Origin of the sequence: Pseudomonas sp. GD04158 (genome assembly GCF_029834875.1) — a bacterium.
GTDB lineage: Bacteria > Pseudomonadota > Gammaproteobacteria > Pseudomonadales > Pseudomonadaceae > Aquipseudomonas > Aquipseudomonas hydrolytica.
The window spans coordinates 145,312-167,001 of sequence record NZ_JAODYT010000001.1 but is presented as its reverse complement, the minus strand read 5'-3'; the positions used below and the strand labels follow the sequence as shown (position 1 = coordinate 167,001).

Annotated in this window: 17 protein-coding genes and 1 riboswitch; of the genes, 8 read left to right on the top strand and 9 right to left on the bottom strand. The window is 64.5% G+C overall.

The window, feature by feature from the left end:
* Positions 1 to 15 precede the first annotated feature (15 nt).
* A complete protein-coding gene (locus N7333_RS00810) occupies positions 16 to 2,166 on the bottom strand; it encodes a methyl-accepting chemotaxis protein (RefSeq protein ID WP_279858097.1) in 2,151 nt (716 codons plus the stop codon).
* Between the two features lie 195 nt (positions 2,167 to 2,361).
* Here N7333_RS00810 and N7333_RS00805 point away from each other — a divergent pair, with 195 nt between their 5' ends.
* Positions 2,362 to 3,183 (top strand): M48 family metallopeptidase, encoded by an 822-nt coding sequence (locus tag N7333_RS00805; protein ID WP_003240453.1) that lies wholly within the window; start codon positions 2,362 to 2,364, stop codon positions 3,181 to 3,183.
* Positions 3,184 to 3,245: 62 nt separating this feature from the next.
* Here N7333_RS00805 and N7333_RS00800 read toward each other — a convergent pair whose 3' ends face one another.
* From N7333_RS00800 to N7333_RS00785, 4 genes are all read right to left on the bottom strand, one after another.
* Entirely contained in the window at positions 3,246 to 3,689 is a 444-nt protein-coding gene (locus tag N7333_RS00800) for a ketosteroid isomerase-related protein (RefSeq protein WP_003240456.1), read from the bottom strand.
* A 109-nt stretch (positions 3,690 to 3,798) separates the two neighbouring features.
* Entirely contained in the window at positions 3,799 to 4,380 is a 582-nt protein-coding gene (locus N7333_RS00795; RefSeq protein WP_129483040.1) for a TMEM165/GDT1 family protein, read from the bottom strand.
* 78 nt (positions 4,381 to 4,458) lie between these two features.
* A riboswitch (yybP-ykoY riboswitch) is annotated at positions 4,459 to 4,591 on the bottom strand.
* A gap of 36 nt (positions 4,592 to 4,627) precedes the next feature.
* Complete coding sequence (locus N7333_RS00790) at positions 4,628 to 5,623, bottom strand: class I SAM-dependent methyltransferase (RefSeq protein ID WP_129482946.1); 996 nt, start codon at positions 5,621 to 5,623, stop codon at positions 4,628 to 4,630.
* Between the two features lie 120 nt (positions 5,624 to 5,743).
* Positions 5,744 to 6,709, bottom strand: coding sequence for a 2-hydroxyacid dehydrogenase (locus N7333_RS00785; protein WP_279858092.1), 966 nt, complete (start codon positions 6,707 to 6,709; stop codon positions 5,744 to 5,746).
* A 79-nt stretch (positions 6,710 to 6,788) separates the two neighbouring features.
* On the opposite strand from N7333_RS00785, the gene N7333_RS00780 reads away from it, so the two are divergent.
* Positions 6,789 to 7,418: a LysE family transporter gene (locus N7333_RS00780; RefSeq protein WP_129482944.1), complete on the top strand. Its 630-nt coding sequence runs from the start codon at positions 6,789 to 6,791 to the stop codon at positions 7,416 to 7,418.
* A 45-nt stretch (positions 7,419 to 7,463) separates the two neighbouring features.
* On the opposite strand, the gene N7333_RS00775 is transcribed toward N7333_RS00780, so the two are convergent.
* Positions 7,464 to 8,639 carry an acetyl-CoA C-acyltransferase gene (locus N7333_RS00775; protein ID WP_279858090.1) on the bottom strand — a complete coding sequence of 392 codons (1,176 nt, stop codon included), beginning with the start codon at positions 8,637 to 8,639 and terminating at the stop codon, positions 7,464 to 7,466.
* A 266-nt stretch (positions 8,640 to 8,905) separates the two neighbouring features.
* Between N7333_RS00775 and N7333_RS00770 the strand changes: the two genes are divergently transcribed.
* The 4 genes from N7333_RS00770 (at position 8,906) to N7333_RS00755 (ending at position 16,907) form a co-directional block, all read left to right on the top strand.
* Positions 8,906 to 10,588 (top strand): fatty acid--CoA ligase, encoded by a 1,683-nt coding sequence (locus N7333_RS00770; protein ID WP_279858088.1) that lies wholly within the window; start codon positions 8,906 to 8,908, stop codon positions 10,586 to 10,588.
* 217 nt (positions 10,589 to 10,805) lie between these two features.
* Positions 10,806 to 12,620, top strand: a complete 1,815-nt coding sequence (locus N7333_RS00765) for a DUF1302 domain-containing protein (protein WP_254298452.1) — start codon at positions 10,806 to 10,808, stop codon at positions 12,618 to 12,620.
* 32 nt (positions 12,621 to 12,652) lie between these two features.
* Entirely contained in the window at positions 12,653 to 14,020 is a 1,368-nt protein-coding gene (locus N7333_RS00760) for a DUF1329 domain-containing protein (RefSeq protein ID WP_279858085.1), read from the top strand.
* Between the two features lie 142 nt (positions 14,021 to 14,162).
* On the top strand, positions 14,163 to 16,907 hold the full coding sequence (locus N7333_RS00755; RefSeq protein ID WP_279858083.1) for a LuxR C-terminal-related transcriptional regulator: 2,745 nt from the start codon (positions 14,163 to 14,165) through the stop codon (positions 16,905 to 16,907).
* Here the strand turns inward: N7333_RS00755 and N7333_RS00750 are convergent.
* Positions 16,896 to 17,756 carry a hypothetical protein gene (locus tag N7333_RS00750; protein WP_003240476.1) on the bottom strand — a complete coding sequence of 287 codons (861 nt, stop codon included), beginning with the start codon at positions 17,754 to 17,756 and terminating at the stop codon, positions 16,896 to 16,898. The genes N7333_RS00755 and N7333_RS00750 overlap by 12 nt on opposite strands.
* A gap of 82 nt (positions 17,757 to 17,838) precedes the next feature.
* On the opposite strand from N7333_RS00750, the gene N7333_RS00745 reads away from it, so the two are divergent.
* Together N7333_RS00745 and N7333_RS00740 are read left to right on the top strand one after the other, a co-directional pair.
* Positions 17,839 to 18,510, top strand: a complete 672-nt coding sequence (locus N7333_RS00745; RefSeq protein ID WP_003240478.1) for a TetR/AcrR family transcriptional regulator — start codon at positions 17,839 to 17,841, stop codon at positions 18,508 to 18,510.
* A 70-nt stretch (positions 18,511 to 18,580) separates the two neighbouring features.
* Positions 18,581 to 19,519: an alpha/beta hydrolase gene (locus N7333_RS00740; protein ID WP_279858081.1), complete on the top strand. Its 939-nt coding sequence runs from the start codon at positions 18,581 to 18,583 to the stop codon at positions 19,517 to 19,519.
* A gap of 115 nt (positions 19,520 to 19,634) precedes the next feature.
* On the opposite strand, the gene N7333_RS00735 is transcribed toward N7333_RS00740, so the two are convergent.
* Positions 19,635 to 20,480 carry a metal-dependent hydrolase gene (locus N7333_RS00735; protein WP_129482941.1) on the bottom strand — a complete coding sequence of 282 codons (846 nt, stop codon included), beginning with the start codon at positions 20,478 to 20,480 and terminating at the stop codon, positions 19,635 to 19,637.
* 267 nt (positions 20,481 to 20,747) lie between these two features.
* Positions 20,748 to 21,575, bottom strand: a complete 828-nt coding sequence (locus tag N7333_RS00730; RefSeq protein WP_041772961.1) for a metal-dependent hydrolase — start codon at positions 21,573 to 21,575, stop codon at positions 20,748 to 20,750.
* Positions 21,576 to 21,690 lie beyond the last annotated feature (115 nt).

Sequence of the window (21,690 nt, the reverse complement as noted above, 5' to 3'; positions counted from 1 at the left end):
CACCCTACAAGCCGCTTACACCTTGAATTGATTGATCAGCCTGCGCTGCTGTTCGGCCAGCTTGGTCAGTTCGGCGCTGGCCTGGCTGGCCTCGTCGGCACCGGCAGCGACCTCGTTGGCCACCTGGCCGATGTTGGTGACGTTGCGGTTGATGTCTTCGGCCACCGCGCTCTGTTCTTCCGCTGCACTGGCAATCTGCGTGTTCATGTCGTTGATCACCGAGACCGCCTGGGTAATGGATTCCAGCGAGTGGGCGGCCTGGTTGGCATGCTCCACGCTGTCGTCGGTCTTGCTCTGGCTCTGTTCCATGACCTTGACCACTTCGCGGGTGCCTTGCTGCAGCTGCTGGATCATGCTCTGGATTTCTTCGGTGGCCTGCTGGGTCTTCTGCGCCAGGTTGCGTACCTCGTCGGCGACCACGGCGAAGCCTCGGCCCTGTTCGCCGGCGCGTGCGGCTTCGATGGCGGCGTTGAGTGCCAGCAGATTGGTCTGTTCGGCGATGCCACGAATGGCGACGAGGATGGCGTTGATGTTCTCGCTGTCCTTGGCCAGGTTCTGCACCACGCCGACGGCGCGGCCGATCTCGCTGGCCAGGGCGGCGATGGCGGCCGAGGTTTCCTGGACCACCTGCTTGCCCTGATTGGCCGCCTGGTCGGCGTGGTGCGCGGCTTCGGCGGCCTGAGTGGCGTTGCGCGCCACGTCCTGCGCGGTGGCGGTCATCTGGTGCACGGCAGTGGCCACCAGTTCGATTTCCGCCAGCTGCTTCTGCACGCCCTGGTTGGTGCGGATGGCGATATCGGCGGTGTGCTCGGAGGAGTCGCTGACCTTTTGTACCGAGGTCACCACGTCGCCGATCATGGTCTGCAACTTGGCGAGGAAGGCGTTGAAGCCCTGGGCGATACGGCCCAGCTCGTCGTTGCGTTCCACCTGCAGGCGCACGGTCAGATCGCCGTCGCCCTTGGCGATGTCATCAAGCATGCCGACCATCTGCCGCAGCGGGCGGGCGATGCCGTAGCCGACGAACCAGATCACCAGCAGACCGAGGCCGGCGATCAGCAGGCCGACCAGGGTCATGCCCAGGGTGTCGCCGTCGCGCTGGGCGCTCAGCTCGGCCTGCAGTTGGCGCAGATCGGCCATCACGGTGTCCAGCGGCAGCACCAGCATCAGCACCCAGCGGGCGTCGCTCTGGCCGATGGCGAAGCTGAGAAACAGCTCGATATGACTTTTGGCGGGATCGTCCTCGACATGGATGTCGTACTTCGGCGTGCCGGGTTGCAGGCCGCTCAGGTTGGCCAGCTCGTTGGCATCGAGCAGCAGCGTCGCCGGTTCGCCAAGCTTGTCCGGCGCCTGGGTCGAGGCCACCAGGCGGCCGTTGCCGGCGATCAGCGCCATCTCGCCGGCGCCGCCATAGAGCTGGGCGTCAGCCTTGGTCAGCAGATCCTGGATGAAGTTGACGGCCAGGTCGGCACCGGCGATGCCGCGAAACTCGCCGTCCACAAGAATCGGCGAGGTGAAGGAGGCGAGCATGGTCATCTTGCCGCCGACGTCGTAGGGGGCCGGGTCGATCACGCAGGGGCGTTTGCGCTCCTTGGCGCACAGGTAGTACTCGCCCTCACGAACGCCGGTGGGGAGCAGGGTCTCGCTTTCCATCGAGCCGATGGCGTCGATCCCCAGGCTGCCGTCGGCATTGCGGTACCACCAGGGCAGGAAACGGCCGCTGCCGTCGTAGCCGTTCTCGCTGCTGCCGGCATAGAGGTCGTCGCTGGCGTCGAAGGCATTCGGCTCCCAGCCGATGTAGCTGCCGAGCAGTTTGGGATTCTGCGCCGTGGTCTCACGCACCAGGTTGGCCAGCTCCTCGCGGCTGATGCTGAGCAGCGGGCTGCCGCTGGCGTCGGTCATGCCGAGCATGGCGTTGACCCGGGCCAGGCCGGCGGTGATCTGCAGCGGCTGTTCCAGTTCGCGCTGGATTTCGCTGACCTGCGCCTGGGCCAGGGCCGCCAGGCGTTGTTCGATGATCTGTTCGAGCAGCGTCTGGGTGCGCTGCTGGACCAGTGCCTGGGTACGGCTGCTGGCGAACAGGGCATAGAGCACCAGGGCCACGACCACCAGCAGCACGCTGGCACCGGCAAGAAAGGCGACGGAAAACTGGACCGACTTGAACTTCATGGGAGCTCCGGAGCGCGAGAGACCTGTCTCAGGTATCGGCTGCAACAGGACGAAACCTTAATGGGCTGGCGCGGCCCATCCGGGTAGCGGTATTGGTTCTAGCAAAGATGGCGCACGGCGATCGCGCAAGTGCCGTGGTTGCCCGGGGTGTTGGAGCGGCCTAGCATAGGGCCGTCGTTTCAAGGAGATCGCTCGATGAGCAAGGTTGTTAACCTGAGTGGCCTGGCCGTGGCGTTGCTGCTGGCGGGCTGCCAGGCGGTGAATACCACCAGCGGTGGTGCGGTGGGCGTGGAGCGCAAGCAGTACATGTTCAGCATGCTGTCGGCCGAGCAGGTCAACCAGATGTATGCGCAGTCCTATCAGCAGACGCTGAGCGAGGCGTCGAGCAAGGGCGTTCTGGACAAGACCAGCAATAATGCCAAGCGCCTGCAGGCCGTCGCGGCGCGCCTGATTCCCCAGGCCCCGCGTTTTCGTCCGGATGCGGCCAACTGGCAGTGGGAGGTCAATCTGATCAAGAGCCCCGAGCTCAATGCCAACTGCGGCCCCGGCGGCAAGATCATCTTCTACAGCGGCATCATCGAGAAGCTCAAGCTGACCGACGACGAGATCGCCGCGATCATGGGTCACGAAATGGCGCATGCCCTGCGCGAGCACAGCCGCGAGGCCATGTCCAAGGCCTATGGCATCCAGATGGCCAGGCAGGGCGCCGGCGCCTTGCTCGGCCTCGGTGAAGGCGGAATGGCATTGGCCGATACGGTGGTGCAGTACAGCCTGACGCTGCCCAACAGCCGCGCCAACGAGAACGAAGCGGACCTCATCGGCCTGGAGCTGGCGGCCCGTGCGGGGTACAACCCCAACGCGGCGATCAGCCTGTGGCAAAAGATGGAGGCCGCTGGCGGCGGTGCGCCGCCCGAGTTCATGAGCACTCACCCTTCGTCCAGCAGCCGTATCGCGTCGCTGCAGGCCGCCATTCCCAAGGTGATGCCACTGTACGAACAGGCCAGGGCCGGGCGCTGAGCCCAGGTCTCGGCAGCAGAACGACGGCGCGGCGTGAGCACTCACGACGCGCCGTCGGCGTTTCAGGGCAGGGCTTTTTCCGCGAAGGGGCGGGTTTGCAGGCCCAGTTGCGCGCGGAAGCTTTCCATGTCAAACATGGTGCAGATTTCGCGGATCTCATGGCCTGGTGTCAGGCTCCAGAACGCCATGGCCGAGATGCTGAGGACCTTGTCGCTGGGCGGGTAGCCCAGGGCTGGCCTCTGGATAGTGCCGATCAGGGTGCTCCAGGTGACCACCTTGTAGTCCTCGGCAATGCATTCTTCGACCAGTACCTGCAGGTCCGGCATCGCGTGGCGGATGTCCTGGACCATCTGGGCGAAGCCGGCGCTGTCGAGCGGGGTGCCGATGAACGAGCTCTTGTAGAGAAAGTCGCGGCTGTGCAGCTGTTCGGCCAGCGCCAGGCGGCCCTTGTTCCACGTCAGGTCGATGTGCTGGCACACCACCTTCTTGCGATCATCCAATGACATGACGCCCTCCAGACTGCTGGCTCAATTGCGTGATCTGTCGGCAATTTAGCAGCAGGCGGGAGGGGGCTGGGATTGGCCGAAATGCCGCTTCGCTGGCGTCAGCGATGTGTCATAGCAACCCGCTCAGCGTCAGCGCCTGATAGCCGGCATAGACGGCCAGGGCGGCAAAGGCGCATGCAGCCAGGCGGCGGATCAGCGTTAGCGGCAGGCGCTCGGCGGCGAAGTTGCCCGCCAGCACCACCGGCACGTTGGCGATCAGCATGCCCAGGGTGGTGCCGATCACCACCAGCACGAAATGCGGGTACTGCGCCGCCAGCATCACCGTGGCGACCTGGGTCTTGTCGCCCATCTCGGCGAGGAAGAAGGCGATCAGGGTGGTGAGGAAGGGGCCGTACTTCTTCAGGCCGGATGCTTCGTCCTCGTCCAGCTTGTCGGGGATCAGCGTCCAGGCGGCCACGGCAATGAAGCTGGCGGCGAGTATCCAGCTCAGGGTGGCGGGGGAGAAGAATCCGGCGACCCAGTTGCCAACGGCACCTGCGGCGAAATGGTTGGCCAGGGTGGCGACCACGATGCCCCAGATGATCGGCCAGGGCTTGCGAAAGCGCGCGGCCAGCAACAGGGCAAGCAATTGCGTCTTGTCGCCGATTTCGGCAAGGGCAACGATGAGGGTGGGGACGAACAGGGATTCCAGCATCAGGCTTCCTAAAGGGGCGGGTCGACACGGCTATGACACGTACGACCTTCCCGCCCCGGGTAAGGTGTGCGTGTCATAGGTCTTGTCAAACCGCAGGCCTCTCTATGAAGGCCTTGGGTCGCACGCGCCATGCTCTGCGGAGCAAGTGTGTTGACGCGTGCCGGGCGAGCAGGGCGCTCGCGGGAGACTACTCCCCTAGGACGGGCGCCATTGTGCCCAAGCGTTGCGTTCCGGGCAACCCCACTCAGCGACGTGCGCTGTAGATGCGAAAACCGTCGGCCTCGGCCAGGGTGCGGCAAGGGCCGAGATGGTGCTCGATCAACGGTGGATACTTGAGGAAACTGTTAGCCACCAGCCGCAGCTCGCCGCCTTCGCGCAGGTGGCGCGCGGCCTGGGTCAGCAGGTTTTCGCTGGCCTGATAGTGGGTATGTACGCCCTGGTGAAACGGCGGGTTGCTGACGATGGCGGCCAGCTCCCCGGGCGCCGACTCGATGCCCGTGCCGGCGATCAGCTCGGCCTCCAGCCCGTTGCGGGCCAGGGTCAGGCGACTGCTGGCCAGGGCGAAGGCATCGACGTCCAGCAGGCTGACGTGGCTGGATGGGTAACGACGCTTGAGGGTGGCGCCGATCACGCCTGCGCCGCAGCCGAAATCCAGCAGATGTCCCTGCGGCAGATTGTCCAGATGCTCCAGCAGCAGGGCGCTGCCACGATCCAGGCGGCCGTGGGCGAATACGCCCGGCAGGCTCACCACCTGCAGCGGTCCGTCGGCCAGTTGCAGGCTATAGACCTGGGCCAGGGCGTCGAGATCGGGCGTTGCCGGCGCCTGCTCGATCTGCACGCTCCAGAGCTGGCAGTGGCGCGCGCTGTCGAGCTTGCGCGGCTTGCCGTAGACCGCCAGTTGCTTGGCCGCGCGCTCGATGCCGCCGCGCTTCTCGCCCACCAGATAAAGCGGCCGGCCAGTCAGTCGCGAGGCGAGCGCCTGCAGCAGGTAGTCGGTCAGCTCGCGTGATTTCGGCAGGAACAGCACGGCCGCGCGATAGTCGCCTTTCGGCATCTGCGTGTCGAAGTGGCTACGACCGGCAAAGCGCGCCGCCAGTTGCGTCTGGTCGCCGGCATGCCAGCTCCAGCCATGCGCCTGCGGCAGGACGCCGAGCAGGTCGTCGGCCGGCAGGCCAGCCAGCAACAGCTCGCCTTCGAACAGCTCGGCCTGGCGCAGGAGAACTTCGCTTCGCGGGTCCATGGTGCTTCCTGAAATCTGTGATGCGAAAAAATTGAGGGGGCGGGGCGAGCTCGGCTTGCGAAACCGGGCACTGCTGTTAGGCGCACGCCACCTCGTCGCTCCCTTAAAAAGCTGCGCAGCTTACCCGACCACCCGGCGCGGCGCACCGGCGAAGAAGGCTTCTGCGTTTTCCACCACCTGGGCGACGATGCGCTGACGTGCCTCGCGGCTACCCCAGGCGTTGTGCGGGGTGACGATCAGCCGCGGGATGTCGCCAGTCAGCAGCGGGTTGCCGTCTTTCGGTGGTTCCTGCGTCAGTACGTCGGTGGCCGCGCCGCCCAGATGACCGCGGCGCAAGGCGTCGGCCAGTGCTTGTTCGTCGACCAGGCCACCACGGGCGGTGTTAACCAGCAGGGCCTGCGGCTTCATCAGGGCCAGCTCGGCAGCGCCGATCAGGTTGCGGGTCTGCTCGTTGAGCGGGCAGTGCAGGGTCAGCGCATCGACCTGTGGCAGCAGCTCGTGCAAAGCCAGGCGGTCGGCGCGCGCTGGTCTGCCCGGCAGCTGGCCAAGCACCACGCGCATGCCGAAGGCCTCGGCCAGGCGGGCCACCGCGCTGCCCAGTTCACCGTGGCCTAGCAGGCCGAGGGTCTTGCCCTCGAGTTCGACGATGGGGTGGTCGAGCAGGCAGAACTGGCTGGCCTGCTGCCAGCGACCGGCAGCCACGTCGCGCTGGTAGTCGGGCAGGCGGGTGGCCAGTGCCAACAGCAACATCAGCGTGTGTTGCGCCACGGATGGCGTGCCGTAACCCTGGCAGTTGCTCACCGTCACCCCATGGGCACGGGCGGCGTTCAGGTCGATGTTGTTGGTGCCGGTGGCGGTGACCAGTACCAGTTTCAGTTCGGGGCAGGCAGCGAAGGTGGCGGCATTCAGCGGTACCTTGTTGCTGATGGCCACCTGGGCGCCCTGCAGGCGCTCGGCAACCTGCTCGGGGGCGGTCTGTGCATGCAGCGTCAGCTCGGCAAAGGCCTGCTGCAGGGGATGCATATCGAGGTCGCCGAGGTCGAGGGAAGCATGGTCGAGGAATACGGCGCGGGCGCTGTTGCTCATCAGCTGTACCTTTTCGCAGAGGGGGCGCAGGAGTAGATTGGCGAGCCTATCAGACCTCGACTGCCGCTGCGGAGCCCTCATGTACTGGACCGAGTTCCTCACCGTTGCCCTGATTCACCTGCTGGCCGTGGCCAGCCCGGGCCCCGATTTCGCCATTGTGGTGCGCGAGAGCGTGGCCTATGGGCGGCGTGCGGGGTTGTTCACCGCCTTCGGTGTCGGCACCGGCATCCTGGTACACGTGACCTATTCGCTGCTCGGTATCGGCCTGATCGTTTCGCAGTCCATCGTGCTGTTCAACGCGCTGAAATGGCTGGCCGCCGCTTATCTGCTGTACATCGGTATCAAGGCACTGCGCGCGCGTCCGGCAGACCCGGCCAGTGCCGAGCTGAACCTGGCGGCAGGTGAGCGCAGTGGCCGTGGCGCCTTCGTCACCGGCTTCGTGACCAACGGCCTGAACCCCAAGGCGACCTTGTTCTTCCTGTCGCTGTTCACCGTGGTGATCAACCCGCACACGCCGGTGGCGGTGCAGGCCGGTTATGGCCTGTATCTGGCGCTGGCCACCGCCTTCTGGTTCTGCCTGGTGGCCTGGTTGTTCAGTCAGCAGCGTGTACGCGCCGGCTTCGCCCGCATGGGGCATTGGTTCGACCGGCTGATGGGCGCGGTGCTGGTGGGCATCGGCGTGAAGCTGGCGCTGACCGAGATGCGTTAAACGAAAGAGCCCCGCAACTGCGGGGCTCTTTCGTTACGGGCGGGCTTACAGCAGTTCGATGGCCACTGCAGTGGCTTCGCCGCCGCCGATGCACAGCGAGGCGATACCGCGCTTGCCGCCTTTCTTCTGCAGGGCGTTGATCAGGGTGAGGATGATCCGCGAGCCGGTGGAGCCGACCGGGTGCCCCTGAGCGCAGGCGCCACCGAAGACGTTGACCTTGGCATGATCCAGACCGTGTTCGCGCATTGCCAGCATGGTCACCATGGCGAACGCTTCGTTGATCTCGAACAGGTCCACCTCATCCTTGTTCCAGCCGGTCTTCTTCAGCAGGTTGCTCATGGCGCCGATGGGCGCCAGGGTGAACTCGCTCGGGTCCTGACTCTGGGTGGCGTGGGCAACGACCCTGGCCAGCGGTTTGAGGCCGCGCCTGGCAGCTTCCTCGGCAGTCATCAGCAGCAGGGCGCTGGCGCCATCGGAGATCGAACTGGCGTTCGCGGCGGTGATGGTACCGTCCTTCTTGAAGGCGGGTTTCAGCGCAGGAATCTTGTCGAGGTTGGCAGTCAGCGGCTGCTCGTCATCCTTGACCACCACTTCGCCTTTGCGCGAGCTGACGGTGATCGGCACGATCTCGGCATCCAGCGAACCGTCCTTGATTGCAGTCTGGGCACGCTTGAGCGACTCGATGGCGTAGGCGTCCATTTCCTCGCGGGTGATGCCGTATCGGTCGGCGGTCTCCTGGGCGAAGGAGCCCATCAGGCGGCCAGTGCGAGCGTCTTCCAGGCCGTCGAGGAACATGTGGTCCTTGATCTCGCCATGGCCCATGCGCAGGCCGGTGCGGGCCTTCTCCAGTACGTAGGGGGCGTTGGACATGCTTTCCATGCCGCCAGCGATCATCACCTGGTTGCTGCCGGCCTTGAGCGAGTCGAAGGCCATCATCACCGCCTTCATGCCCGAGCCGCACAGCTTGTTGATGGTGGTGCAGCCGGTGGCGCTTGGCAGGCCGGCATTGAGCGAGGCCTGGCGTGCCGGGCCCTGCTTGAGGCCGGCCGGCAGTACGCAGCCCATGATCACTTCCTGCACCTCGGCCGGCTCGATACCGGCGCGCTTGACTGCCTCGCGGATGGCGGCAGCGCCCAGATCGACGGCGGCCACGCTGGCCAGGCTGCCCTGGAAACCGCCCATGGGAGTACGGGCGCCGCTGACGATGACGATATCGGACATGGTGTTACCTCGAACGAACGTGTGGCTCGGTGCCGCCTTGTTTGTGGCGTGCCCTCTACGGCTGTCAGCCTTCGGGCCGCCGCGCAGCGACGTCAAGAACTGCTCCCGAAAGTTTTTCAGGACTGGCGGGTTGTCTCGATTCTAACCTGTGACTAAAAGTGGCCATAGAGTCACGTTGCAAATCATTCTTTGGGCTGATTTCGCTGTGCGGGCACCGCTCTAGAGTCGCTGCATCATAAATTCCTGGCGTGCCTCAAGGTGACTTCATGCTGCAGACCCGACTGATCCCTTCCGCTACCAATGCCCACGCTTATCCGCTGCTGATCAAGCGCCTGCTGCTGTCCGGCAGCCGCTATGAGAAGACCCGGGAAATCGTCTATCGCGACAAGCTGCGTTACAGCTACGCCACCTTCAACGAGCGCGTCGCCCGGCTGGCCAATGTGCTCAGCGAGGCCGGGGTCAAGGCCGGCGATACCGTGGCGGTGATGGACTGGGACAGCCACCGCTATCTCGAGTGCATGTTCGCCATTCCCATGCTCGGCGCGGTGCTGCACACCATCAACATTCGCCTGTCGCCGGACCAGATCCTCTACACCATGAACCACGCCGAGGACCGCTTCGTGCTGGTCAACAGCGAATTCGTGCCGCTGTACAACGGCATTGCCGGGCAGCTGACCACCGTCGAGAAGACCCTGCTGCTGACCGATGGCGATGACAAGAGCGCCGAACTGCCGAACCTTGTCGGTGAATACGAGAGCCTGCTGGCGGCGGCCAGCCCCAGCTACGACTTCGCCGACTTCGACGAGAACTCGGTAGCCACTACCTTCTATACCACCGGCACCACCGGTAACCCCAAGGGCGTGTACTTCACTCACCGGCAACTGGTGCTGCACACCCTGTCGATGGCGACCACCATGGGCGGCCTGGACAGCATTCGCCTGCTGGGCAACGACGATGTCTACATGCCGATCACGCCGATGTTCCACGTGCACGCCTGGGGCGTGCCCTACGTGGCCACCATGCTCGGGGTCAAGCAGGTGTACCCGGGGCGCTACGAGCCGGACATGCTTTGCCGGCTGATCAAGGAAGAGAAGGTCAACTTCTCCCACTGCGTGCCGACCATTCTGCAGATGGTGCTCAATGCCCCTGGCGCGCAGGGGCATGACTTCGGCGGCATGAAGATGATCATCGGTGGCAGCGCGCTGAACCGCTCGCTGTACGAGGCGGCCAAGGCGCGTGGCATCCAGCTCACCGCGGCTTACGGCATGTCCGAGACCTGTCCGCTGATTTCCTGCGCCTACCTCAACGAGGAGCTGCGCGCCGGCAGCGAGGACGAGCGCACCACCTACCGCATCAAGGCCGGCATCCCGGTGCCGTTGGTGGAGGCGGCCATCATGGACAGCGAAGGCAAGCTGTTGCCCAGCGATGGCGAAACCCAGGGCGAGTTGGTCCTGCGCGCGCCCTGGCTGACCCAGGGTTACTTCCGGGAGCCGGAGAAGGGCGAGGAGCTCTGGGCGCATGGCTGGCTGCACACCGGTGATGTGGCCACCATCGACGGCATGGGCTTCATCGAGATTCGCGATCGCATCAAGGACGTGATCAAGACCGGCGGCGAGTGGATTTCCTCCCTGGAGCTGGAAGACCTGATCAGCCGGCATCCGGCAGTGCGGGAAGTCGCCGTGGTCGGTGTGCCAGATCCGCAGTGGGGCGAGCGTCCCTTCGCCCTGCTGGTGGTACACGAGGGACAGGCACTGGACGCCAAGAGCTTGAAGGAGCACCTCAAGCCGTTCGTCGAGCAGGGCCATATCAACAAGTGGGCGATACCCACGCAGATCGCGCTTGTTACCGAAGTTCCCAAAACCAGTGTCGGCAAGCTGGACAAGAAGCGCATTCGCGTCGATATCGCCCAATGGCAGGAGGCCGGAAGCGCATTCCTGTCCACGCTGTAAGGTGCGAACTGGCTGGGTGGCCGAAGTGACTGCCCAGTCAAACAAGCGTTTGGCTTGCTAATTGCTGTTTCACGTCCATGCTTGGCTAGGGGCAGGGTCTGAAACCTGCGAGCCAGAGTGCCTGGGGGCTGCAAATCACACTTTCGAGGGATCAAGCAGTAGTACCCGCTGGCTATAGTCCAAGCATCCATAACAAAAAACACATGGAGTAGCGTCGATGACAAAAACAACACCCTACTGGCGCCTGGCGAAACTGCCGCTGGCAGTCAGCCTCGCTTCCACCCTCGCCGCTCCGGCATTCGGTGTGTCTTTCAATATCGGCGAGATCGAGGGTCAGTTCGATTCGCAAATGTCCGTCGGTGCCAGTTGGGCGGTGCGCGGTGCCGACCCTAGCCTAGTGGGCACTCGCAACGGTGGCGAGGCCTCGTCCCAGACCGGCGACGACGGCCGTCTGAACTTCAAGAAGGGCGAGACCTTCTCGAAGATCTTCAAGGGCATCCACGACCTCGAGCTGAAGTACGGCGATACCGGTGTGTTCGTGCGCGGCAAGTACTGGTATGACTTCGAGCTGAAAGACGAGAGCCGCCTGCTGTATGACATCGACGACAGCAACCGCAAGACCGCCGCGCAATCGTCCGGCGTGCAATTGCTCGACGCATTCCTCTATCACAACTACACCATCGCAGACCTGCCGGGCAGCGTACGCGTCGGCAAGCAGGTAGTGAGCTGGGGCGAGAGCACCTTTATCCAGAACTCGATCAACACGATCAACCCGGTAGACGTATCAGCGTTCCGTCGTCCCGGTGCCGAGATCAAGGAAGGCCTGATCCCGGTCAACATGTTCTATGTGTCGCAAAGCCTGACCGACAACCTCTCGGCCGAGGTGTTCTATCAGCTCGAGTGGGACCAGACCGTTCTCGACAACTGCGGCACCTTCTTCGCCGTCGACGTGGTGCAGGATGGTTGCGTCGATCGTCTGGCCGTCAACGGTAGCGATTTCGGTGGCCCAGGCAGTCCGGGTTATCGCTATGTAGGGCGCATGGGCGACAAGGATGCACGCGACAGCGGGCAGTACGGTATCGCGCTGCGCTGGTTCGTCGAGGAGTTGAATAATACCGAGTTCGGCTTCTACACCATGAACTACCACAGCCGCACACCGATCCTGTCCTACAGGGCAGGTCAAGGCGTCTACTTGCTTCCTGGCGGCGTCCTGGGGAATCCAAACCCCGTGGAAGATCCGGCCACTGGCGAGCTGTTCGCCAAGTATGGCCTAGAGTACCCGGAGGACATTCGACTGCACGGCGTGAGCTTCGCTACCAATATTGGCTCCACTGCAGTGAATGGCGAACTGAGTTATCGGCCGAATATGCCGATGCAGATCAATACCACTGACCTGACGCTAGCCTCCATTGCCCAAGGGCCGATAGGTATTGGGCTCGGTGTACCTGCCAACCTGCCGATCTATACCAGCGGCCATGCTCAGTACGGTGCAGGCGAGACCCTAACCGGCTATGTGCGCAAGCCCATGACTCAGGCACAGGTCAGCGTTACCCAGTTCTTTGATCAGGTTGCCGGCGCCGAGCGCCTCACTGTAGTTGGCGAGGTGGGCTACACGCACGTCAGCAACCTGGGCAAGAATGAGCTGCGTTTCGGTCGTGCCCCCGAATTCGGTGCGGGCGCCTACCCCGACAACAGCCTCTGCACCGGTACTGCGAACTCAGCGAACCCGCAGAACTGCGACGACAAGGGCTTCTTCACCAATACCTCCTGGGGTTACCGCCTGCGTGCAGTGCTCGATTACAACAACGCATTCGCCGGGGTAAACCTCAAGCCCAGCCTGTCTTGGTCGCATGACGTCGACGGCTATGGCCCGACCTTCAATGAGGGCAACAAGGCAATCAGCCTGGGCCTGGATGCCGAGTATCAGAATACTTACACCGCCAGCCTGTCCTACACCGATTTCTTCGGTGGTAAGTACAACACCAATATTGACCGCGACTTCGTCGCACTCAGCTTTGGCGTGAACTTCTAAGCGGTCAGGAATTTCGAGGAATCATGATGCAAATGAAAACAACAAAAAAACTGTGGCAAAGCGGTGTCCTGACCCTGTCTCTGCTGGCGACCAGCGTGATGGCCGCAGTGTCGCCGGATGAAGCGGCCAAGCTGGGTGCCAGACTGACGCCGGTCGGTGCTGAAATGGCGGGTAACGCTGATGGTTCGATCCCTGCCTGGACCGGCGGTCTGCCGGCCAATGCAGGCAGCGTCGACGGCAAGGGCTTCCTGTCGGACCCGTTCGCCAGCGAGCAGCCGCTGTTCACCATCACCGCGCAGAACGTCGAGCAGTACAAGGACAAGCTGACCCCCGGCCAGTTGGCGATGTTCAAGCGCTATCCGGAAAGCTACAAGATGCCGGTCTACCCGACCCACCGTTCGGCTAGCCTGCCGGCTTCGGTACTCGAGGCGACCAAGCAGAACGCGGTGAACACCCGTATGGTTGAGGGCGGCAACGGTCTGGAGAACTTCAAGACTGCCAACCCCTTCCCGATCCCGCAGAACGGCCTGGAAGCGATCTGGAACCACATCACCCGCTACCGCGGTGGCAGCGTGCGTCGTCTGGTGACTCAGGCGACTCCGCAGCCGAATGGTTCCTACTCGCTGGTTTACTTCCAGGACGAGTTCACCTTCCGCGATGCGCTGACCGACTTCGATCCGAGCAAGGAAAGCAACGTACTGTTCTACTTCAAGCAGCGCGTCACCGCTCCGTCGCGTCTGGCCGGTAACGTGCTGCTGGTGCACGAGACCCTCAACCAGGTCAAGGAGCCGCGTCTGGCCTGGCTGTACAACGCCGGTCAACGTCGCGTGCGTCGTGCGCCGCAGGTGTCCTACGACGGTCCGGGTACCGCGGCCGACGGTCTGCGTACCTCCGACAACTTCGACATGTACAACGGTGCGCCGGATCGCTACGACTGGAAGCTCAACGGCAAGAAGGAGATCTACATCCCCTACAACGCCTACAAGCTGGATTCGCCGAACCTGAAGTACTCCGACATCATCAAGGCCGGCCATATCAACCAGGACCTGACTCGTTACGAGCTGCACCGCGTCTGGCATGTGACCGCGACCCTGAAGTCGGGCGAGCGCCACATCTACGCCAAGCGTGACTTCTACATCGACGAGGATACCTGGCAGGCTTCGCTGATCGATCACTACGACGGTCGCGGTACCCTGTGGCGCGTAGCCGAGGCGCATGCCCAGTACTACTACGACAAGCAGGTGCCGTGGTACACCGTGGAGACTCTGTACGACCTGCTGTCCGGTCGCTACCTGGCTCTGGGTATGAAGAACGAGGAGAAGCAGGCCTACGACTTCAACTACAAGGCCTCCAGCAGCGACTACACTCCGGCGGCCCTGCGCCAGGCGGGCGTTCGCTAACTGCTGTTGTCGATCTACACGACGAAGCCGGCCTTGTGCCGGCTTTTTCGTTACGGACTGTAGCCGACGCTTCAAATGGCCAATACAAGTCGCTAGGCTGAGCTCAGGGTGCGCCTACACAAGACTTCCCAAGAAGTGGCCGATGACAGACCTTTCCCGTTCGCCTGGTTTCCCTTACGCACCGGCCTCGCCGGTCGAGGCGCGTTTCTACCGGCCACCGCTGCCGGCAGGGCATGTGCCCCGGCCCAGGTTGTGCCAGCGCCTCGAAGAGGGGCTGCAGGGGCGCTTGCTGCTGGTCTGTGCGCCTGCGGGGTTCGGCAAGAGCTCCCTGGCCATCGAGTTTTGCGAGGGGTTGCCCGAGCACTGGCACAGCCTGTGGCTGGGGTTGAGCGAGCGCGATCAGGACCCCGGGCGCTTTCTCGAGCGCCTGCTGCAAGGGCTGCAGCAGTTCTATCCCGCTCTTGGTGAAGAAGCGCTCGGCCTGCTGAAGATGCGTCAGCGCCACCAGCCGTTTGCCTTCGAACAGTGGCTCGATGGTCTGCTCGATGAGCTTGCCGACGAGCTGGATGACGGTCAGCCGCTGTTGCTGGTGCTGGACGACTATCACCTGGCGCAGGGGCCGGTGCTCGACCGTTGCCTGCAGTTCTTCCTCAATCACCTGCCACCCGGCGTCCTGCTGCTGGTGACCAGCCGCCAGCGGCCCGACTGGCATCTGGCTCGCCTGCGTCTGTCGCGGCAGTTGCTGGAGCTCAACGAACAGGACCTGAGGCTCACCACCGGCGAGGTGGATGCCCTGCTGAGCAGCCAGGGGGCTCGCCTGCAGAGGCCGCAGGTCGCCGATATCCTGCAGCGCAGCGAGGGTTGGGTAGCAGGCCTGCGCCTGTGGCTGCTGGCGGTCGAGGAGCTCGATGGCGGTGCCCAGGAGGACCTGGCGCTGCATGGCGGCGAGGGGCTGATCCGCGAGTACCTGCTCGAGGAAGTGATAGAGCGGCAGCCGCCCGAGGTGCAGCAGTTTCTCTATGAGACGGCCTGCCTGGAGCGCTTCTGCGCCGGGCTCTGCGATGCGGTGCGCGACAGCCATGACAGCGCCGCGATCATCCGGCAGTTGCAGGCCAATCAGGTATTCCTGGTGCCGCTTGACGAGCAGGGCCAGTGGTTTCGTTACCACCATCTGTTTTCCGACCTGCTCAACGCGCGATCGCTCGAGGGCCAGGTTCGCTCGCAGGGCGGCGCTCATCTGCGCGCATGCCGCTGGTTCGCCGCGCAGGGCATGCTGGACTCGGCCATCGAGCAGGCATTGCTGGCCGGTCAGGCCGATGTCGCCGCCAGTTTGGTGCAGAACCTTTCCGAAGAGCAGATGCTGGCAGAGCAGAACATCGCCATGTTGCTGCGCTGGAAGACCAACCTGCCGGACGACCTGCTGGCCAGTACACCACGCCTGATCATGCTCTATGGCTGGGCGCTGGCACTGGCCTGCCAGCTGGATGCCGCGCAGGAACTGCTGGAGCAGCTCGGACGTTTCCTGCCCGCGGCCGATCCGCTCGGCCAGCGCAGCCTGCTGGCGCAGTGGCAGGCGCTCGACGGCGTCATCGCGCGAGGCCGAGGCGACGGCGCGCGGGCCGAGCAGCAATGCAGCGAGGCGCTTGCCGGCCTGCCCGCGGAGCGCTATGGCCCCCATTTCATGTGTCTGTCGACGTTGGCCAATCTGGCCATGGTGCGTGGCGATCTGTGGCGAGCGCGCGGTCTCAATCGCGAGGCCCTGGAGCTGGCGCAGCGCATCGACAACCCGCTGTTCGAAGCGCTGGCGCATTACGAGCGTGCTCGCGTGCTGCAGGCGCGTGGCGAAGTGCTGCGGGCGTTGAGCGAGGTGCGCCAGGGGCTGGCGCATCTGCAGGGCTTGCCTGTGCAGCGCAGCTATTCGGTGCGAGCACGTCTGACCCTGTACGAGGGCTATCTGCTCAGCCTGCGCCTGCAGCCGCGGGCGGCCGAGCAGCTGCACGCCGGTATCGCCGAGGCGAGAAGCTGTCGCGACGTCGGTGTGCTGATCGGTTACTGCGTGCTGGCCTGCCTGGAAGGGCGCCGCGGTCGCCCCGCTGAGGCCTTTGCCCTGCTTGGTGAGGCGGAGCGGCTGATGCATGTATGGGACGTACCGGCGATCTACTACCTGGCGATGATCACCCTGATCAAGTGCGAGCTGTGGTTGCGTCAGGGGCAGGTCGAGCTGGCCGCCGCCTGGCTGCCGCAACTAGCCGAAACCTATGGCGATCAGGGGCGCGCCCTGGCGCCGGAGTTCCATCCACAGCTGGCCCTGCATATCGACTTGCAGCAGGCGGCGCTGGAGCGTCTACAGGGCGATGTGGAAGCCGCGGAGCGGCGTCTGCGCGCCTTGCAGCAGCAGGCCCAGGGGCTCGGTGGGCAACTGGTGGGGCTGATGGCGCAGGCGCAGCTGGCTCAGCTGCTGCGTCAGACGGGCCGTGAGCGTGAGGCGCAGCAGCAGCTCGACGGCTGCCTGGAGGTCGCCCAGGGCGGTGCTTTGCTGCCGTTCGTCGAACTGCTCGAGCATCAGCCGCAGTGGCTGCGCGAGCGTTTGCAGTTGCGTCCTGCTTGCCCGCAGCGCGATGCGCTGCTCGCCCAGTTGCCGGCCGCTCGTGAGGCGGACGAGGAGGTGGCGCCGGAGGAGAGCGGCCCGACGGAAAAGCTCAGCGGCCGTGAGATGGCCGTGCTGCAGCTGATCGCGCGCGGCTGTTCCAATCAGGAGATCAGCGAGCGTCTGTTCATCTCCCTGCACACGGTCAAGACCCACGCCCGCCACATCAACAGCAAGCTCGGCGTCGAGCGGCGCACGCAGGCGGTGGCGCGGGCCAAGGGCCTCGGCCTACTGCGCTGAGCCAGGCAGCGAGAGGTCCAGCGTCGGGGCCTTGATGGGCGGCGTCACCGGCTGCGCCAGCTTGGTCTGCACGTCACGATGAATCATCTGCAGCACTGGCAGCAGTGCAGCCATGTCGTTGCCCACCTGGGGATAACGATGGTTGCTGGCGAGCCCTTCGATCCGTTTCAGCAGCCCCGCCTGGACGTCTGCCGGCAGGTGCACGTATAGCTCCGGCAACTGCTGGCTCAGCTCGGCGCTGTACAGCAGCAGTTCGTCGCGGCCGAAGGCCTGGGTCAGCTCCAGATAGTCCAGCGCGCTGTTGCTGAGCATGGCCGCCGCTGCCTTGGTTTCCTGCAGGCCCTGCAGGCGCACCGGGTTGCTCTGCTCGCTCTGCGACAGGGTCATCCAGAATTCGGTGGTGAGGGTGAACAGAATCGCCTGCTGACGCAACGAGTAGCTCATTAGGCCAAGCGCTTCGGCGGCATAGGGCTGCTGCTTGGCGCGGAAGTCGAAGTACAGGCGCATCAGCTCCTTGAGTTCGAACAGCACCTCGCGCGCCTCGTTCTGTCGCAGCTCCAGCGGCGCATAGATGTTGAGCTGCGGGCGAAAGTTCTCGGTCGAGATCATGCGCTGGTAGATCGGCCCGGTGAACTCGCCGCTGCGCCGTGGCAGCGCGTTGGCCTGTGTGCTGTCGAGCTGTTCCAGCGCTTCGCGCAGTTGCTGGTAGTCTCCGGCACGCCAGGGCTTGTGGATATCGGGAATGCGCTGGCCCAGGTAGAACAGCTCGGCTGCGCCGGCGTGCGGCAGCCAAACCAGCAAAAGGATGGCCAGCGGCCAGAGAAGGGGGCGTGCTAGGGTGAGCGACACGATGAATATCCGCGGCTAGAGGCGGCTCCAGAGTACTCAGCTCGACAGCCGCAGTCACCCGCGCCTTGGTTGGGGGAAGAGCATGGACGAGCTGACCGAGCGCGGGGCGATACGCGCGGTGTTCGAGGACCTCGGCGGTTACGGCGCGCTGGCCCCACAGCAGGGTAGCGGCAGCGAGGGCCCGCTGGTCGGGCACCTGCAGCGCACCAACATCCAGCTGGCGGCCATCGGCGTGTTCGCCCGCAAGGGCCTGGAGCAGGTCACGGTGAACGATCTGCTGGAGGCGGCGCAGGTATCGCGGCGTACCTTCTACAAGTACTTCGCCAACAAGATGGACGTGCTCGAGGGCATCTATCAGACCTCGGTGCAACTGCTGCTGGCGCGGTTTCGCCAGATGCAGCAGGTAGCCGGCAGCCCGCAGGCCTGGCTGCGCGCCATGGTCGGCCTGTTCTTCGACTACCACTTGGCGGTCGGACCGATCATCCGATTAATGCAGGAGGAGGCGCTGCGAGCCGATTCGCCGCTGGCCGCGCACCGTCAGCGCGCCCATCAGGAGATGCTGCGTCTGGTGGTGGAGCGGCTGGAGCCGGAGCTGACGCCGCGCGATCCGCTGGTGTATCAGGCGCTGATCTGGGCGCTGGAAGCCGCCTCGCTCGACCTGCTCGGGCGCAGCGCCAGCCGCGAACAGATCGAGCAGGCCAAGGCGGTACTCGGCGACCTGCTAATCGCCTCGCTGTGCCCAGGCTCAACCTAGGTTGGGCAGTGTTTGCCGCCAGGTCATGTTCTGATCACCGATACCTACAACAAGAATCGAGGTATCGCGCATGTCCAATAGCCTGTCGCTGCAGCCGCCATTGGCCGCTGGCTTCGCCCGCCTGGGGTTCGGTGCTCTGCCGCTGGAGCGCCTGAAAGCGCGTTATGGCAACGCTGCCCAAGGCTCCCGCTATGTCGAGATCGACGGTTTCAATGTCCATTACCGTGACGAGGGCAGCCGCGACAAGCCGGCACTGGTGCTGATCCACGGCGTGGTGGCCTCGCTGCATACCTGGGACGGCTGGGCAGAGGCCTTCTCCCCGCACTACCGCATCATCCGTTTCGACGTGCCCGGCTTTGGCCTCACCGGCCCGGCGCGCGACGGCGAGTACTCGGCCGAGCGCATGATTCGCGTGCTTGGCTTGCTGCTCGACTATCTGCAGGTGGGCAGGGCGGATATCGCCGGCAATTCCCTCGGTGGTTACATCGCCTGGAATTTCGCCCTGGCCCAGCCCCAGCGGGTCGGCAAGCTGGTGCTGATCGATCCGGCCGGCTACCCCATGGCCAAGGTGCCCTGGATGATCGCCGCCGCCGCGCTGCCTGGAGCGACCGTGGCCATGCCGCTGTGGATGCCGCGCGCGCTGATCGCCCAGGGCATCAAGGAGGTTTACGGCGAGCCGGGGCGGATCAAGCCCGGTGTGGTCGACCGCTACTACGACCTGTCGCGCCGCCCCGGCAACCGCCGCGGCATGATGGACATCTTTCGCGTGCTGCTGAAGGTCAACAGGCAGGAGCTGCACACCACACCGCAACGGGTGGCCGGCATCCAGGCACCGACCCTGCTGATGTGGGGCGAGCGCGACCGCTGGATCTCGCCCCGGCACGTGCCGCTGTGGCAGCGCGACCTGCCGGGCATTCAGGTCAAGGTCTACCCGGGGGTGGGACACATTCCCATGGAGGAGATTCCCGAGCAGAGCGCGGCCGATGCGATGAGGTTTCTGCTGGGTTGAGCGATGCCCGTCGGGCGCGGATTCGGCGGGTTGCTCCCGCCTTGTCTGCAGCAGGATGCAAACCCGGGTTTTCGCTAGCGAAGCCCCGGATTGCACCGAGCTACGCGGCCTGCATTCAGGCTGCGCTGGCCTGAGGTTGCGGCACGCCGTCGAATTCCTCGCGGGTGGCGTGCAGCAGTGCGAGGTTGTCGTGTTCCCAGGGGTGGAAGTCCTTCTTGAAGAAGTCCAGATAGGGACGCAGGAGCGGGCGGAACACGCCTTCCTTGCCCCACATCCAGCGCAGCCCGTCGCGCCAGACGCGCCAGTTCCACAGCAGGCCGTCGACCTTGAGCATGTGCGCCAGGCCGCGGGTGGTGTCGAGCACGAAGAAGAAGGTGCCCATGACCATGGCCCGGCGCAGCAGTTTGCGGCTGCCGCACACCTGGTTGTAGACGTCGAAGGCCACGGCCTTGTGTTCGGTTTCCTCCAGCGCATGCCAGCGCCACAGGCGCGCCAGCGTGGGATGGGCGCCGGCCATGTGGGCCGGGTTCTTCAGCAGTCCGTCGGCCATGATCGCGGTGATGTGTTCCAGCGCCGCGGTGGCGGCCAGCTGCCGCTGTGGCGAGAACTTCTTCTGGGTGTAGCGGATGCGCGCGCGGGCGCGCTTCTCGATGCGCTCGATGTCGTAACCCAGATCACGCAGGCGCTGGCTGTATTCCAGGTGCTCGCGACTGTGATGACCTTCCTGGCCGATGAAGCCGCGAATCTGCTCCTTGAGCAGCGGGTCGTCGATGCGATCACGGAACTGGCGCACCGAGTCGATGAAGAAGCGTTCGCCGTCGGGGAACAGCACCGACATGGCATCGAACAGATGGCTCTTGAACGCGTCGCCGTCGTTCCAGTGACGCGGCAGCGGGTTGGGCAGATCGAAATCCATGTGTCGCGGGCGGATCTGCAAACCTTCCGGGGTGGTACTGGCCATAAGGGCTCCCTTGCGCTGATGAAGTGCCACCGACTATGGCGCCCGTGGGCTCGCCGGCACAGGTTCGCAACAGCCAATGTTGCAGTCATATCCGGCCATCGGGGCTTGGCCAGTGGAAAGTTGGGGGATAGGTGACGGGCGCGTCGAGGAGATGGGGTGCGCGATGCGCACCAGCTGTTCGCCGCTGGTTGTGTGGGGGGGGACACCGCGCATCCCAGGGCGGACAGCGCCGCCCGAATGCGGCGCATAATCCTGCGGAAATCGCCTTTAGCTGGCCGGCGTATCGAATTCGCCGCGGTACTGCTGCACCAGGTGCAGGTTGTCGTGCTGCCAGGGGTGGAAGTCGGCCTTGTAGAAGTCCAGGTAGACCCGCACCAGCGGCCGATAGATGCCGCGCGAGCCCCATAGCCAGGCCAGGCCGTCGCGCCATACCCGCCAGTTCCACAGCAGGCCGTCGCGCTTGAGCATGTGCAACAGGCCCTTGGTGGTGTCGAGCGTGAAGAAGAAGGTGCTCTGCAGCATGGCGCGGCGGCGCAGCCAGGGGTTGCCGCTGACCAGCTGGAACACGTCGAAGGCCACCGCCTTGTGCTCGGTCTCTTCCAGGGCGTGCCAGCGCCACAGGCGCGCCATGCGCGGGTCCGCGCCTTCCAGCCAGAGCGGATCCTTCAGCAGGGCGTCGGCCATGATCGCGGTCAGGTGCTCCACCGAGGCGGTGGCGGCCAGTTGCAGCTTGCTCGGCAGGTGCTTCTGCAAAAAGGCCAAACGGCGCTTGAGGCCTCGCTCCAGATAATCGATGTCATAGCCCAGCTCGCGCAGGCGCTCGCTGTACTCGAGGTGCTCGCGGCTGTGATGGCCTTCCTGACCGATAAAGCCGCGTATCTGCTCCTTGAGTCGCGGATCTTCGACCTGCTCGCGAAACAGCCGCACCGAATCGATGAAGAAGCGCTCGCCGTCGGGGAACAACACCGACATGGCGTTGAACAGATGGGTCTTGAATGCATTGCCGCCGTGCCAGTGTCGCGGCAGTGGATCGGGCAGCTCGAAGTCGAGCTGGCGCGGGCGGATCTGCAAGCCTTCCGGGGTGGTACTGGCCATGCCTGTTGCCTCCGGTTGCGGGACCATGGTGCAACTATGGGCTTGTGGCGCGGCCGCGGGCAAGGTTAAGGTCAGCCAAAACACGGGTCATTTACGGCCAGCCGCCACGACAAGA